Source organism: Cytobacillus citreus, from assembly GCF_018343665.1.
GTDB classification, from domain to species: domain Bacteria; phylum Bacillota; class Bacilli; order Bacillales; family Cytobacillaceae; genus Cytobacillus; species Cytobacillus citreus.
Window position 1 is genome coordinate 264468 of the sequence record NZ_JAGYPM010000004.1, and the last position, 15466, is coordinate 279933.

General features: G+C 37.1%; 13 protein-coding genes. 8 read left to right on the plus strand and 5 right to left on the minus strand.

All coding sequences use genetic code 11. From position 1 onward, the window contains the following. Nucleotides 1-134 precede the first annotated feature (134 nt). Nucleotides 135-1517, minus strand: coding sequence for an NADP-specific glutamate dehydrogenase (gdhA, locus tag KHA94_RS17920; RefSeq protein ID WP_213103500.1), 1383 nt, complete (start codon nt 1515-1517; stop codon nt 135-137). A 183-nt stretch (nt 1518-1700) separates the two neighbouring features. On the opposite strand from gdhA, the gene gltC reads away from it, so the two are divergent. Further along, nucleotides 1701-2603, plus strand: a complete 903-nt coding sequence (gene gltC, locus KHA94_RS17925) for a glutamate biosynthesis transcriptional regulator GltC (RefSeq protein ID WP_213103501.1) — start codon at nt 1701-1703, stop codon at nt 2601-2603. A gap of 147 nt (nt 2604-2750) precedes the next feature. Here gltC and KHA94_RS17930 read toward each other — a convergent pair whose 3' ends face one another. The 3 genes from KHA94_RS17930 to KHA94_RS17940 all read right to left on the minus strand — a co-directional run bounded on the left by KHA94_RS17930 (nt 2751) and on the right by KHA94_RS17940 (nt 6603). Further along, entirely contained in the window at nt 2751-4022 is a 1272-nt protein-coding gene (locus KHA94_RS17930) for a cation:dicarboxylate symporter family transporter (protein ID WP_213103502.1), read from the minus strand. 376 nt (nt 4023-4398) lie between these two features. Further along, on the minus strand, nt 4399-5292 hold the full coding sequence (locus tag KHA94_RS17935; RefSeq protein ID WP_213103917.1) for a response regulator: 894 nt from the start codon (nt 5290-5292) through the stop codon (nt 4399-4401). 45 nt (nt 5293-5337) lie between these two features. After that, the gene (locus tag KHA94_RS17940) at nt 5338-6603 is read right to left on the minus strand and encodes a sensor histidine kinase (RefSeq protein WP_213103503.1); all 1266 of its coding nucleotides are present in this window, start codon (nt 6601-6603) and stop codon (nt 5338-5340) included. Nucleotides 6604-6775: 172 nt separating this feature from the next. Here KHA94_RS17940 and KHA94_RS17945 point away from each other — a divergent pair, with 172 nt between their 5' ends. Beyond that, nucleotides 6776-7297: a DinB family protein gene (locus KHA94_RS17945; RefSeq protein WP_213103504.1), complete on the plus strand. Its 522-nt coding sequence runs from the start codon at nt 6776-6778 to the stop codon at nt 7295-7297. Nucleotides 7298-7347: 50 nt separating this feature from the next. Here KHA94_RS17945 and KHA94_RS17950 read toward each other — a convergent pair whose 3' ends face one another. Then, nucleotides 7348-9030 carry a hypothetical protein gene (locus KHA94_RS17950; protein ID WP_213103505.1) on the minus strand — a complete coding sequence of 561 codons (1683 nt, stop codon included), beginning with the start codon at nt 9028-9030 and terminating at the stop codon, nt 7348-7350. Between the two features lie 514 nt (nt 9031-9544). On the opposite strand from KHA94_RS17950, the gene KHA94_RS17955 reads away from it, so the two are divergent. The 6 genes from KHA94_RS17955 (at nt 9545) to KHA94_RS17980 (ending at nt 15324) form a co-directional block, all read left to right on the plus strand. Continuing rightward, nucleotides 9545-9997 (plus strand): GNAT family N-acetyltransferase, encoded by a 453-nt coding sequence (locus KHA94_RS17955; RefSeq protein ID WP_213103506.1) that lies wholly within the window; start codon nt 9545-9547, stop codon nt 9995-9997. Between the two features lie 118 nt (nt 9998-10115). Continuing rightward, nucleotides 10116-10550: a DUF3888 domain-containing protein gene (locus KHA94_RS17960; protein WP_213103507.1), complete on the plus strand. Its 435-nt coding sequence runs from the start codon at nt 10116-10118 to the stop codon at nt 10548-10550. Nucleotides 10551-10835: 285 nt separating this feature from the next. Further along, nucleotides 10836-11186 (plus strand): DUF485 domain-containing protein, encoded by a 351-nt coding sequence (locus tag KHA94_RS17965; protein WP_213103508.1) that lies wholly within the window; start codon nt 10836-10838, stop codon nt 11184-11186. Then, a complete protein-coding gene (locus tag KHA94_RS17970; protein WP_213103509.1) occupies nt 11183-12718 on the plus strand; it encodes a solute symporter family protein in 1536 nt (511 codons plus the stop codon). The genes KHA94_RS17965 and KHA94_RS17970 overlap by 4 nt, the downstream gene beginning before the upstream one ends. 332 nt (nt 12719-13050) lie before the next feature. Next, nucleotides 13051-13782, plus strand: a complete 732-nt coding sequence (locus KHA94_RS17975) for a GntR family transcriptional regulator (protein ID WP_213103510.1) — start codon at nt 13051-13053, stop codon at nt 13780-13782. 492 nt (nt 13783-14274) lie between these two features. Then, nucleotides 14275-15324 (plus strand): LacI family DNA-binding transcriptional regulator, encoded by a 1050-nt coding sequence (locus tag KHA94_RS17980; protein ID WP_213103511.1) that lies wholly within the window; start codon nt 14275-14277, stop codon nt 15322-15324. The last annotated feature ends 142 nt before the right edge of the window (nt 15325-15466 follow it).

Sequence of the window (15466 nt, forward strand, 5' to 3'; positions counted from 1 at the left end):
GGATGCAGACCGTATGGTAAATAGAATACGGTCTACATCCTAATTTGTATTTTGAGTATTATATGTTTTTAAGTCTAATTATGAAAAAGAAATTAATGCTTTTTCTAAAAGAAAGCTTCATTTAAATAGCTATATTAAACGACTCCCTGTACAATCATAGCATCGGCGACACGAATAAAGCCGGCAATATTTGAGCCAACAACGAGATTCCCCGGATAGCCATATTCCTCTGCAGCTTTGACACTTTGACGATAAATATTCGTCATTATCATACAAAGTTTCTCATCCACTTCCTCAAATGTCCATGCAATTCTTGCGCTGTTTTGGGCCATTTCTAAGGCAGAAACAGATACGCCCCCGGCGTTAGCTGCTTTTGCAGGAGCAAAAAGAATATCATTTTTCAGAAATACATCGATCGCGGCTAATGTGGAAGGCATATTGGCTCCTTCCCCAAGTGCCTTTACTCCATTTGCAACAAGTATTTTAGCAGAGCATTCGTTTATTTCATTTTGAGTTGCACATGGAAGAGCGATGTCACAAGGAATGGACCAGATACCAGAACAGCCTTCCACATATTGGGCATGAGGGTGTTCATTCACGTATTCATAAATTCGTTTTCCCTCAACCTCTTTCAAGCGCTTGACTGTTTCCAGATTAAGTCCGTTTTCGTCATAAATATATCCATTCGAGTCACTGCAAGCAACAACCTTAGCGCCTAATTGCATCGCCTTTTCAATAGCGTATATAGAAACATTTCCCGAGCCGGACACGACTACAGTGCTGTCGCTAAAGCTAAGTCCTTTGTCAGCTAGCATTTCCTCGACAAAGTAAACAAGACCGTAGCCAGTTGCCTCCGTACGTGCTAAGCTTCCTCCAAATCCAAGCCCTTTTCCAGTTAGAACTCCTGCTTCATAGGCGCCACGCAGTCTTTTGTATTGTCCATACATATAGCCGACTTCTCTTGCGCCGACTCCAATATCTCCAGCTGGAACATCGGTATCAGGGCCAATATGCCTGAATAATTCAGTCATGAAGCTTTGTGTGAAACGCATGATTTCACCATCTGATTTTCCCTTTGGATCGAAATCTGAGCCGCCTTTTGCTCCACCGATTGGCTGTCCTGTGAGGGAGTTTTTGAAAATTTGTTCAAACCCGAGGAATTTAACGATGCTAGCATTTACTGAAGGATGGAAACGGATGCCTCCTTTATAGGGACCAAGTGTACTGCTGTACTGGACACGAAATCCACGATTTACCTGTACTTTTCCCTTATCATCTGTCCAAGGAACTCGGAAAGAAATGACTCTTTCAGGTTCAACGATTCTTTCAAGGATATTTTGGTTCATATATTTTGGATGCTTTGAAAAAACAGGCACGAGTGAATCAAAAATTTCTTCAACAGCTTGATGGAACTCAGTTTCAAAAGGATTTCTAATCTTCACTATTTCAAATACTTCATTTACATAATCAATCGCAGCTTTTGACTCGCTCTGCTTCACTTCCTCTAAAGTTTGCATATTTATCAAATCCTCTCTATATAAAATGTGTTAATAGCAAAGTGAAATAATATTATTTGTGAATAATTATTAAAATAAATGGATTTTCTCATAAGAAAATTTTATAATGAAAAAATAATCTAAACAATATGAATATTAGATAAGAATCATGCCGTCATGAGATTAATGGATGAGGTGAGTCATTTGGAATTAAGGCAGATCCAATATTTTATGGAGGTTGCGAAGAGAGAGCATGTAACAGAAGCTGCTGTTTCTTTACATGTTGCACAATCAGCAGTCAGCAGGCAGATATTTAATTTAGAAGCTGAGCTGGGGGTGGACTTATTTATCCGCGAGGGCAGAAATGTTCGATTGACTCCGATAGGAAAGATATTTCTTGGACACATGGAGGAAGCGATGAATGTTATTGAAAATGCGAAACGGGAGGTGGATGAGTATTTAGATCCAGAGAAGGGGACGATTCGCATTGGTTTCCCAAGCAGTCTTGCTGCTTATACACTGCCAACTGCCATTTCTGCGTTTAGCAGACAGCATCCAGAAGTGAAATATCAATTGCGTCAAGGCTCCTATCAAAGTTTAATAGATGGGGTAATAAAAGGCGATATCGATATGGCTCTTCTTGGTCCTGTACCAAAAGATGAGAAAAAAGTGCTGGGAAACATTTTATTTACCGAAAAAATAGTTGCTCTACTGCCAGTAAGGCATCCTTTAGCTGATCGGAAATCGGTTAAGCTAAGCCAATTGCGGGATGATTCATTTGTATTGTTTCCGAAAGGATATGTTCTACGTGAAATTACAGTGAATGCCTGCCACCAGCAAGGTTTTCAACCGAATGTGACATTCGAAGGAGAGGACATTGACGCGATAAAAGGCTTAGTCTCAGCTGGGCTTGGTGTAACACTTATTCCGGAAATAACATTGATTGACAGCTTGCCGCGCCATACAGTAAAAATCTCAGTCGAGCCACAAGTTACAAGGACGGTAGGGGTAATCATTCCAAACGACCGTGAAATGCTCCCAACCGCGAAACTATTTCACGAGTTCCTGAATGAATTTTTCAACATGCTAGGTAATTTCCAAAAATGAGAAGAAAATGATTATCGAAAAAAATTTTCTAAAAATATGAAGAGCCTGTTTTGAACGATTATTAATTCAAAACAGGCTCTATTATTTTTTAAAGCAATCTATCGTAGGTTAACGGGCTGAAAGACCCTAACTGATTAAAGTTTCACATTATGCTGATTTCTGAATAGTAGTGAGATATTCATTTCCTTTTTTGGAATCAAATCGGCCTTCCCACTTGGACATGACAACGGCAGCTAATGAGTTACCGATTACATTTACAACAGTTCGAGCCATATCTAGAATTCGGTCGATCCCAGCAATAAAGGCGAGACCTTCAACAGGGATACCTACAGTTCCTAAAGTTGCTAAAAGAACAACAAAGGAAACTCCTGGTACACCGGCAATTCCTTTTGAAGTTACCATTAAAACTAACATTAATGTAATTTGATCAGTAATGCTTAAGTCGATCCCATACATTTGGGCAATAAAAATGGCTGCAATTGCTTGATAGAGTGTAGAACCGTCTAGGTTGAATGAATAGCCTGTGGGAATGACAAAGGAAACGACGTCTTTCGGGCAGCCGAATTTCTCCAATTTCTCCATTATTTTTGGCAAAACGGTTTCTGAACTTGATGTTGAATAAGCTAAAATGAGCTCGTCTTTTAAAATCTTTATAAGATGGAAAACGCTTGTTCCACACATCTTCGCAATGGAGCCTAGAATGACAAGAACAAATAGGGCCATTGTAACATACACTAATACGATTAATTTTCCAAGTGGAATCAATGATTCGACTCCGAATTTTGAAACAGTTACTCCAATTAAAGCAAAAACTCCAAATGGAGCGAATTTCATAATTAGATTTGTAACCCAGAACATAGCGTCAGCCGTCCCTTGGAAGAAAGCAAGGACTGGTTTTCCTCTTTCGCCAATGGCAGCAATTCCTAATCCGAACATAACCGCGAAGAAAATAATGGCAAGCATATCTCCTTCTGCTAATGATTTGATGATGTTTTCTGGAACAATATTTACAAAAGTATCGGCTAAGCTATTACTTGTTACTTCTTCTGTCGTATTTACATATTGTTCAATGTCGCCTTTAGCAAGCTTGGACATATCGACGCCTTCACCAGGCTTAACAATGTTAGCAGCAAGCAATCCAACGATGATGGCAATTGTCGTTACAATTTCAAAGTATAAAAGTGTTTTTCCGCCAAGCTTTCCTAATTTTTTTATATCTCCTGTTCCAGCAACACCTATAATTAATGTAGAAATAACAATAGGAACAACAATCATTTTAATCAAGCGTATGAAAATGTCACCAATTGGCTGTAAATAAGTTTCAACTGCTGGGTTGCCATAAAAAATAGCTCCGACCGTAATCCCTAAAATTAAACCAACAAGAATCTGATAAGCTAAACTAAATTTAAATTTTTTCATCAGGTCACCTCTCCTAAAAAAATAAGAAAACGCTTACAGTGCTTGAAAATCAATAATATATTTATTATATTGAGAAATTATTGAATCCTACAAAATCCGACAAATTTTTAAAATATTTTTTATATAATAGGCTGTGTTAAAGCTCTATGTTGATCATGCTATTTTGTTGTTGATTGAAGAGGAAGGCGCGAGACCTGTAGGAGAAGCGAGTCAAAGGAGACCCCGCAGAAGCGGTAGCGACAAGGAAGCTTCCGGAACGCCCGCTACGCTTTAGTGCCTGTAGCGTAAATAAACAGGGAAGTCTCACATAGACATAGAATAAAAAGAGCCCGCCTCAATAATTTTTTTGAGGTGGGCTTTTTAAGTAAGGGCTTCTTTATAACCGCTGACGGAAATTCTCTATTGTTTCAACATATAATACTTGCAGAAACTTTTTAATATTTATTTTAGCTTTCATTGTTTCGTTGCTGTCTGATTCAATTTTTCTCATTTGTGCCCTAATTTCTTGTAAATCAAAATAGCGAGGAGCATAATATTCAAACTTTGGATTCGTGTAATCGATGGTACCGAATGAAGCTAAGTTATTAAGTGCAGCAATAATGGCCCTTCGAATTCGCTGTTCAATGGATTTACTTTCTTTTTTGATATTGACTCCGTCAGTTCCTTTCGAAATGGCTACTGCTTCGTATAATTCTTTTAAAGGCGGCAATACAGTACTGGAATTATTTCGATTCATTAAGATTTCCAGCATCAAAACCATATCTTTGCTTCCGGCTTCACCGATAATTCCCATATCATTTAATATCGATAAAGCGATTTCTCTCACGCTGCGCGGTTTTTGAGTAAAATGGGATGATTCAATGTGAGACAATGATTCCCGAATCGTTAATAGAGAATGCTTGAGATGAAATTGTTCTGCTGTCCTTTTAAGGATGCTTTGTACTTCAATCCGATTAATTGGTTTGTGGATAAAGAATTCTACCCCTTTTTCATATGCTTCTCCTACCATTTCTTTATTCACTATTTGAGAAATCATAATGAACTTGCCTTTAAAGCCTTGCATTCTCAACTGTTCTATCGTTTCTATTCCATCCATTTCTGGCATAAGAAAGTCAATCAAGACAAAATCAGGACGAGTTGAAAGGATAGACTGAATGGCTTTCTGTCCGTTTTCTGCCATACCAATAATATGGCCGATTTCTTCTTCAACGATGATTTTTTCTAGCATTTTTCGGCTTGCCATATCATCATCAATGATAAAATAACGCAATTTCATTCAACTCGCTTTCTTTAAAGTAAATGAAATTTTTTAAAATTAGTTAACTGTATACCTTAAGTTATTAGCTGGAATTTGTAAACTGAATGTTGTTCCTTTAGTAGAGGATTCTAATGTTATTTGTCCCTTTAGAGAATGTACAATGTCTTGTACGTGAGACAAACCAATCCCAGTTGCTGCCACTCCGTGATCATTATATTTAGTCGTATAACCTGGTTCAAAAATAAAGGATAAATCCTCTTCTGAAATTCCTTTTCCGGTATCTTTTACAATGAATCCTGTGTAATCTGACTCTTCAAAGATTTCAATATGAATATTCCCGGTTTCCTCAATGGCTTCGATAGCATTGGCAGTAAGATTATTTAATATAGCAAGGAGTGGGATTTGCTGATCTGTTTCAAAATCAGTGGATAACTTGAAATGAAAGATGATTTTTTTCCCGAGCAGCTCACTATATTTTTCATTAGCTGTAACTACGAATCCGAGGACATCGGATAGGAAGACGACATCATTCCTCTTATGCGTCGAGATTTTAGAAAGTCCAGAAAGAATCCGCTGTGAATCTTTTTTCACTTCATGTATCTCTTGTGTGATGAACAATGCTTGCTTGCTTAATTCTGAAAGATTCTTCTTTTTTAATTTACGATATAAATCATGGCTTGAAACCGTGATCTGTTCAATATGATCTAATGATTTCTCTAAATATAGGGTTTCTGCATATAATTCAGATCCAACTCCAAGCATTTCTTGCATCTGTTTCTTTTGTTCGGAAACAGTAATAGAGCTATATAATCCTACAACAAAATAGCTTCTTAGTAAGGCTACTCCACAGAGTAATAACCATTCCTGCAGTCCTAAGTTCGCATGATTTAATAGCCAATAGTGCATAAGGTGCTCTGCGCTGTTTCCGATAAATTCGAAAATGGCTGCGAAAGCTCCCAGGAGAAGAGGATTTGTTTTATAATTATTTATTTTTATGAAACTAAATCCTAGAGAAAACAGAAAATAATAAAGGAAAACAGGCAGATGACTCTTAAAACTTATCCAAAAAGGAACATGATCAAAGAATATATCACCAAAGATACGAAAACAGACGACAGTAATTCCAGTGCTGATGCCTGTACGAATTAAAGAAACAGGTGGAAGAATAAGAATAAGCAGAAAAAAAGCTATGCTTCCTAATCCAAAACGAAAAGCCTCCCCGCTGAAGGGGATAACTTTAATCTCACTTGCGATGGCGGTCAAAACGGCAGTTAGAAGCAATGAAGTCCATTCAGTTTTGTAAAAGCTTTTTCTAGAAAACATTTATTTCTCCTATAGTAGGTATAAAATAGATCATCTAAAAATGAAAAACAATTTAATTATAATCTAATGAATACTATTCTTCAAAGCCAAAACATATCTGCTGATCATTTATGTTGATCTCTTGTAATATATTTGGCAGAAGACTAAATTTTATTAAAGAGGAATGGTATACATGCAAAAGCGACCTGAAGCAAGTGAGTATCCGGCTTATTATTCATCATACGTGAACTTAGTTCCTGAAGGGGATATTGTTTCTATATTAAGTCAACAGAAGAATGAAATGATTGAATTGCTAAAAGACATGACTGAGATGCAAAGCCTTTTTCAATATGATTCTGATAAATGGACAGTGAAAGAAGTGCTAGGTCATATCGTTGACACCGAACGTATCATGGGGTATCGCCTTCTTTGTTTTGCAAGAGGAGAAGCTTCCCCGCTTCCAGGTTTTGACGAAAATGCTTATGTGCAAAATGCCTCATTTAATATATTGTCGATACAGGAGCTGCTTGAAAGTTTTTCGGCAGTCCGTCTTTCAACCATTCATTTACTCAAAAGTTTGGATTCTGCAGCATGGTCACGAGAAGGAACTGCAAATGGTACTGTCGTTACTGTTCATGCGATTGCAAGTATTATAGCAGGACACGAGCTTCATCATCGCAAAATTTTAAAAGAACGCTATTTTAATGGCAAATGAATAATAAAAACAAGATGAAGCGAAAAGAGCTCCATCTTGTTTTTTCTATTTTATTCTAAACCATCAATGACAATTTCCTTAGCAGGCATAAAGACTTCACCTGTATCTAAGTAGTTAACCTTTACTTTATCGCCTTCTTGCAAGTAAATAGCGAGAGGGCTGTTCTCTGATGAAATCACATAGCTTTGTTTATTGTCTAATAGGAAGGTTACAACTGTGGAATCTCCAGATTTTTCTTTATAGACGCGGACGACTGTTCCGCTAACCTGTTTTTCCTCTGCCTTGGAGCTTCCATCTACAGTACCACCGCCTCTTTGCAAGGCAGTTTTATAGAGCTTCAAAGCTTCATTTGGCGTATTGCCATACACGGAAATTTCCGGATTGGCAGCCGATACGATAAAGTAATTCTGCAAGAAGCCGTTTGAGTCAAGAACAGGTGTTAGCCAGCTTGCTTCCCCATAGAAGTTATAAAGAACTGGCATTTCACCTTCCCATTTCTTTTCAATAAATTTCTTTTCAATAATTTGTAACGCACCTTGGGAATCCATATATGATTCTTCAAGATTTCCAGTATAGTACGTTGCTTCGCCGGTTCTTGAATTGGTTAGAGAGTATCCAAGCATCGAATCTACGCCCTCTTTTGGACTTGTGAAATCAGTGAAATAATACATATCCCCATTTTCATCAAATATCGGACTAACATTCGCCTCTGTGCCTTCATCAGAAGGAAGCTTTACATCCTTTTTGCCAAATTTGCTATTCCAAAATCCATGCACATAATTACCGAAGTAGCTATTTTGTAAGCTGACAACCTCAGGTGAAACTGCCCCATCAATAAAGTCTGGAACATTCGCTAAACTATATTCCTTCGTTTCTCCTGTTTTGGGATCTACCATTACAATCCCTTTTACATCAAATCCATTTCGAGCAGAAACGAATTCACCAAATGAACGGATATAATAGGGCTTACCGTCATTATCAACCTCTAATTGCACATCACCATAGAAAATATGTTTTGGATATTGCATCCGAATATGGCGTTCAAGTTTTTTATTAAAAAAAGAGGAAGGGGTATAGTTCATTTCAGCTTGAACAAATTTCGGATTTGCACTTGAATCAGTTGCGCTTATCGTAAAATATCCTGGTGTATAGTCGCCATTCAACCACTTGAAAAATCCAGAAAATTCAACTGGGGCAATGTACACATATTGACCGTCAACCTTTTGAATTTGTAAATTTCCAAGTTCATAATAGCTCGTATTTGGAACCTGTCCGAATGCCTTTTTCATTTTATTACGCGCAAACTGAGGCGGAACACTGGCTGGCGTTTCCTTCTCATCAAACGTTTCAATTTCTGTTTTTTCTTTCATTTTAGCAATATCAAACTTTTCATCTGCATTAAAAAGGAATGAAGTTAGAAATATTCCCCCAACAATGAGTGTGCCTAGGAACAAAACCCCTTTGAAAATTCTTTCCTTACCAGTAGCGAATAAAGTTCCTCCAAGAGTTACGATGATAGCAAACACCCATAAAGAGGTTAGGTTCCGATCTAGATTGGTAATATAATAGAAGGTAAAGACACCTACAATTAACAAAACAATTCCAGTGATAAGTCCTCCGGCTATTGACTGCTTTCCTTCTTTTTCCTTTGATTTATTACTCTTTGAGAAGGGTATTAACACAAGTGCAGATGCTAATCCTACAATGAGTGAAAATAGAAAAATGTTGCCCATAAAATCTCTCCTTTGGAAAATTCAATAATATTAATACGAATTTTATAGGGAAAAGTTTCGGGGAAATCATTTATGTAGTCCAGGGAGTGGGAAAGAAAGTTAAATGTATGATGTCTTCAACTAGCTAATTTCTCCATTAGATGCCCACATTGAGCCCGAGAGAAGCCATCACCCAGACAATATCACCGTTACATGTCCACATTGAGCCCGGAAGAAGCCATCGCCCAGTCAATATCACCAAATTCCGTCTTCATTGAGCACCCTAGAACTCTCATTTACCAATTATTTTTTCATCGAAGGATTTTAAACAAGAGTTTTAAAGATAGTTTGTAGCGTCCTTTGACAATTAATGTTTTTCTGCAAATTTATATTCAGGTGGGCAGGAGAATTAATATATATTGTTGAATAATCGGAGATAATACAGGCATTTCAATAACTGCACTAAGTTCTGATCTTCTATGAAAAACCATGTAATCCTGTTGTGATACATACTTCTTAAATGTTAGGAGGAGTTATGCAAGAATTCCATGTGAAACAACTAAATAATCTGCTATGTAACAATTTAAGCAATTTAGTAAAGGAAAGTAAGGAAGAGGGCTTCCATTTTCTTGAAAGATTAATGAATGAGTACAAGGGTGGTACAAATACATTTAATGAGCACGGGGAAGCTTTGTATGGTGTTTTTAGTAAAGAGGGAGTTTGTGTTGCTGTTGGCGGACTAAATATAGATCCATATTCAAATCAAAAAATCATTGGCCGTTTGCGAAGATTTTATGTTGCGAAAAAAAATCGGAGAAAAGGATTAGGGAAACTCTTGCTAAAAAGAATTATTTACGATGCAGAAAAACATTTTCAAGTAATAGTGCTCCGTACAAATACAGAGCAAGCAGATAAGTTCTATACTTCACTTGGATTTACAAAAGAAGAAAAGTTTCCAGGATCCACCCATTTTTTGAATTTAAATTAATCGTGCAAATATAGATTGGGATATACGTGAAAAGAATGTGAAATTATACCTCTTTAATAAATGAACAATCTGAGGAATCCTATGATAGATAAATAAATCCGAATAGGAGAGATATATCATGAGGAGATTTCTTTTCACAATATTTCTGACTTTTTCATTGATTTTCACTTGGCATTCTCACAGTATAGCTTCAAATGCAAACATCCAACAAGACTCCAAAGAGTTAATGATTCAGGACATTCTAATGCTTTTTCTCGGCGAACCAATAGAAAAAGCGGTTAACGAATATTATTCAAAATTGTTAACAATAAATCCTCTTGTTTACCCGTATCAAATCGATGTGATAAAGGTTGAAAGGTTAGGTGGATTTCGTACATTCCATTTTAAGATAACACTTGAAGTGACACCGGTTGTGGGCGCACACAATTCTGTAGGAAAAGACCGGATCACATTCGAAATAGCTCCAACAATTCCTAGTCAGGTAAAACTAATGAAGTATGAACATTTAGAAACACATGAATTACCGCCAAATTGGCAGGAAATCATTAGATAAGCAGTGAAATCCATTATGATAACAATGCTGTGAGGATTTTGTTCATGATACATTCGTTAGTGAGTATACAGCTTTTGAACGATTTGAAAACCGTTCGAATATAAAAACATAGTACACCACTCATATGTAGTGGTGTATTTTTTGTTTAAAAATATTTGCCTACTTGAAAAATCTTGTGACTTAAGCATGAAAAAATAAAAATATAAATTGACAGTTGTCCTCTTTTTTATTAAATTTTATTTATATTCAAAATTATTTGAATATACAAACAAGGGGGATGGAGCTATGGCAAAGAAGGTGTCTCAAAGTGATCTTAAAAAAAGGGGAGAGGATTTTGAAAAGATTGAACGGAGCAGTCAATTTCAGGAGTTGATGGCTGCCAAAAGGAAATTTTTAGTACCTTCAATTATTATATTTTTTGGGCTTTATTTATTGTTTCCTATTTTGATTTCTTACACAAACATAATGGATGCACCAGCAATAGGGGATATATCATGGGCTTGGATCTACGCTTTATTATTATTTATTATGACATGGGTAATGGCTACTATTTATATGAAGAAAGCAGCAACATTTGATCATATGGCTGAGAAAATTTGGAAGGAAGAAGATTTAGATGGGAGGGAAGCTCAATGAATGCTACTGTAATCATCCTATTTTTAATCATTGTTGCGATGACGCTTGCTATTACTTATTATGCTGCCAAAAGAACGAAAACAGCGTCTGAATTTTATACGGCAGGCGGGGGGTTGACTGGATGGCAAAATGGCCTTGCTATCGCTGGTGATTATTTATCCGCTGCTTCCTTCTTAGGGATTGCTGGTGCGATTGCTTTAAGTGGCTTTGACGGGTTCTTATTTAGTATTGGCTACTTAGTTGCTTATTTAGTTGTGTTATTTATTGTAGCTGAGCCGCTTCGTAATCTTGGGAGATATACGTTGGCGGACATGATTAATGCACGTTTTGACGCTAAAAAAATTCGTGCGACCGCAGCCCTAAATACGATTACAATTGTTATTTTTTATATGATTGCCCAATTAGTTGGGGCAGGTGCGTTAATACAATTACTATTTGGAATTCCTTATTGGGTTGCTGTATTAATTGTTGGTGTCATGATGACGATCTATGTTTTGTTTGGCGGTATGACGGCAACAAGCTGGGTACAAATCATTAAAGCCGTGTTGCTTATGATCGGAACTATCATTATCTCGTTCATGGTTCTTGCGAAATTTAACTTCAATATTTTCGAAATGTTCACCACGATGAAAACCGCGACTCCGCTCGGAGAAGCCTATTTAAATCCAGGTGTTAAGTATACTGTACCTTTAGATACAATTTCACTTATGATAGCGCTTGTTCTTGGAACTGCAGGACTGCCACATATTTTAATGAGATTTTTCACAGTTAAAAATGCCAAAACAGCACGCAGTTCAGTCATATGGGCGACATGGATTGTGGGGATTTTCTATATTATGACTATTTTCCTTGGCTTTGGAGCTGCAGCATTTGTTGGAGCAGATGTCATTAAGAGCAGTAATGCTGCTGGTAATATGGCGGCCCCTTTACTTGCTCAAGTTCTAGGTGGAGATATTTTAATGTCTTTTGTTTCAGCTGTAGCATTTGCAACGATATTAGCGGTTGTTGCAGGTCTTGTTTTATCAGGAGCTTCAGCATTTGCTCATGATATTTACGGTCAAATTATTAAAAAGGGAAAAGCAACAGAAAAGCAGCAAATGCTCGCTGCAAAATATGCTTCACTGAGCGTTTCCGTATTTTCTATTTTACTAGCATTATTTGCACAAAACTTGAACGTAGCATTCCTCGTCTCCTTAGCGTTTTGTGTAGCTGCAAGCGCCAATCTGCCTGTTATTGTGTATACGATTTATTGGAAGCGATTCAATACGACAGGTGCAATGACAGGAATGATAGCAGGACTAGTGTCCGCATTGGTTCTTGTAGCCATTAGTCCAAGTGTAATGTCTCCAGTAGCAGGTGCAGCATTAATTACCGGAGATCCAATTTTTCCACTAACAAATCCTGCACTTCTTTCTGTTCCGATTGGATTTATTGGCGGAGTTATTGGAACATTGCTTTCTAAAAAGCAAGACGCGAAGCGATTTGCAGAGGTAAAGGTAAAAGCGAATACTGGTTATAAAACGCAAGTATAAATAAAATTAAGCTTAGTTCACAATTTGTGGGCTAAGCTTTTTTAGTTTTTAAAATTTCAGCTTACTCTATGTAGGCTCTTTTTTGTGCTTAATGGGGAATCGGTTTGAAAATGGCCATAGCGTTGTAAATCCGCATTTATCTTAACCCGGATGTGAGAACTATTGGAGTATCAATGGCTCTCCCACCATTTACATGGAGGGACGGTTGTGGAAAAGTTTTCGCTCGGTACATAGTCATCACACAACATCTTGTTGGGTTGACTCCACAAGTTGAGGTGGTATAATTTTGGTAATCAAAAGAATGAAGTATTGTTTGGAGGCAGGCTTATAAAATGGAACCATTGAAGCATGATAGTGTAATCCCGCTATATCACCAATTAATGGAAAGAATAAAAGGTTCGATTGAAAAAGGGCATTGGACACCTGGGGATAAAATCCCATCGGAAAATCAGTTAATGGACCAATTTGGTGTGAGTCGTAACACGTCCAAAAAAGCGATTGAGGAGCTTGTACAGGAAGGAATCCTATACCGAATCCAAGGGAAAGGAACCTTCGTGGCAAAACCGAAATTGCAGCAGTCATTGATGGGATTCTACAGCTTTAGTAAAGTATTAAAAGAAAACGGCTTGAATCCTAAGGATATCATTTTGAAAATAGAAGAAGTCACACCGACGTCAAAAATCCGCGAAGCATTACAGCTAAGAGAAGATGAGCATGTGATTGAAATGAAACGACTTCGCTGTGCCAATAATGAGCCGTATATTTTGGAATCATCTTTCATTCCGAAACATGTGGTTTCCGATCCGGAGCAGCTTAAAAAAGTCGGCGAAATTTCCTTATATGACTTATTTTCACAACAGTTTAATATCGTCGTAACAAGCGCAAAAGAAGCATTTGAACCCGTCCTCATTCGTGCTGACGAAACTGAATACCTGCAAACGGAGGAAGGACGTCCGGCACTCTTGCTTGAAAGAACAGCCTATGATATTACTGGAAAACCTGTTGAATTTTGTATATCCATTGTACGAGGCGATCGCTGCCGCTTTTACACTGAACTAACCTAAATACTTTAAATCACTCATAGCATTATTGTCTAACAGTAATAGATCAAAAAATAACATATAACAAAAACCTATTAAATTTAACGCTGTGTTAAAAGTCATGGTGAATTTCTAACAATGTGGATTGGAACCGAAGGCGCGAGACTCCTGCGGGTCACCCCGGATCGTCCGTGGAAAGCGAAGCGCCTGGAGCTCTAATCAACAACCTAGTTTAACACAGTAAAGTATAAAAATAAATTAAGTTGATGGGTTGACAGGTCATTATGAAGTTGGTATATTTTAATTAGTAAGAATTTTTAGTTAAGTATTCCGATTCACACTTTCTTGTACCAACACCCCATCCTAAGAGTATGAAAAAAGCACTTTTCTAAGGAAGTAAAACCTCTCTATTACGAACATCTTTGGAATATTTATTTGCTATTTCCGAATTGGATAATAATTTGGTATCCTTATAATGGAAAGCGTATATGTACATAACTAAGAGGTGTTTTACTAGTGGTTAGATTAAAGGATATTGCAGAGCATGTAGGTGTGTCGATTTCTACCGTATCGAGAGTCATTCAAAATGATCAGACACGAAATGTTAAACCTGAAACTAAGGCAAAAATATGGGAAGCTGTTAAACAATTAGGGTATATACCTAATCAGCATGCTCGAAATCTAGTTACAAACAAGCAAGAAAAAAGTCATACAAGAACAATGAAAATTGGCTGGGTTGCCAATCCAAAACAGGCTGAGACAAACCCTTACTATGCAACTATGTATGCAGGTATACGTGATACATTAGACGATAATGATTACACCCTGATTTCTATCACCAAGGATGAGCTTGAAAACGAAGCACTGTTGCTTAAGACGATTCATGACTTAGGGATTGAAGGACTGCTTCTTATTGAAGCAATTGATGATAGCCTTATTGAATATATTCAACAAAATATACCTTTAATAGGACTAGACTTTCACTACACAGATAAAGATATCGCAATTATCGACTACGATCGCAAGGCAGCAATTCAAAAGGTAGTTCAGCATTTAGTTAGACAAGGTCATCAAGACATTGGGTTTATTGGCGGAGGTGCGAATGAAGGTTATGTAAATTTGGATTCGGAATATCGTTTTAAAGGTTATAAAGCAGCTATGGAAGAAGCTGGATTTGCTATTCAACCTGGATGGGTAATTAATACTCAGTGGAACATGGAAAATAGCTATCAAAAAATGAAAAGCCTAATAAAACGAGACCCTCTGCATTTGCCTACAGCCATGGTTTGTGCCAGTGACTTTATGGCTATCGCTGCTATGAGGGCTGCCAGAGAACATAATCTAAGAATTCCAGAGGACATTGCTTTCTTTGGGGTTGATAATATTGAAATGGGTAAGTATACATTTCCACAGCTTTCCACGGTAGACATTCCAAAATATGAGATGGGAAAAATAGCTGCTAAAACCATTATGGAAATGGTAGAAGGGAAAATTACACTACCAATTAAAATCACTTTGCCATTTGAATTAGTCCTTCGTGAATCATCAAATAAAAAAAGAACCTAAACGGTTCTTTTTTTAAAAAAACCGGAAACTAATGGTTGATTTGAAAAAAACAGGGATATACACTCATGACTTAAAGGTGAATTATTTGGAAAATAACTAGCTAAGGTCTATTAAGTCTAATACCTGTGTAAAAACAATCAAA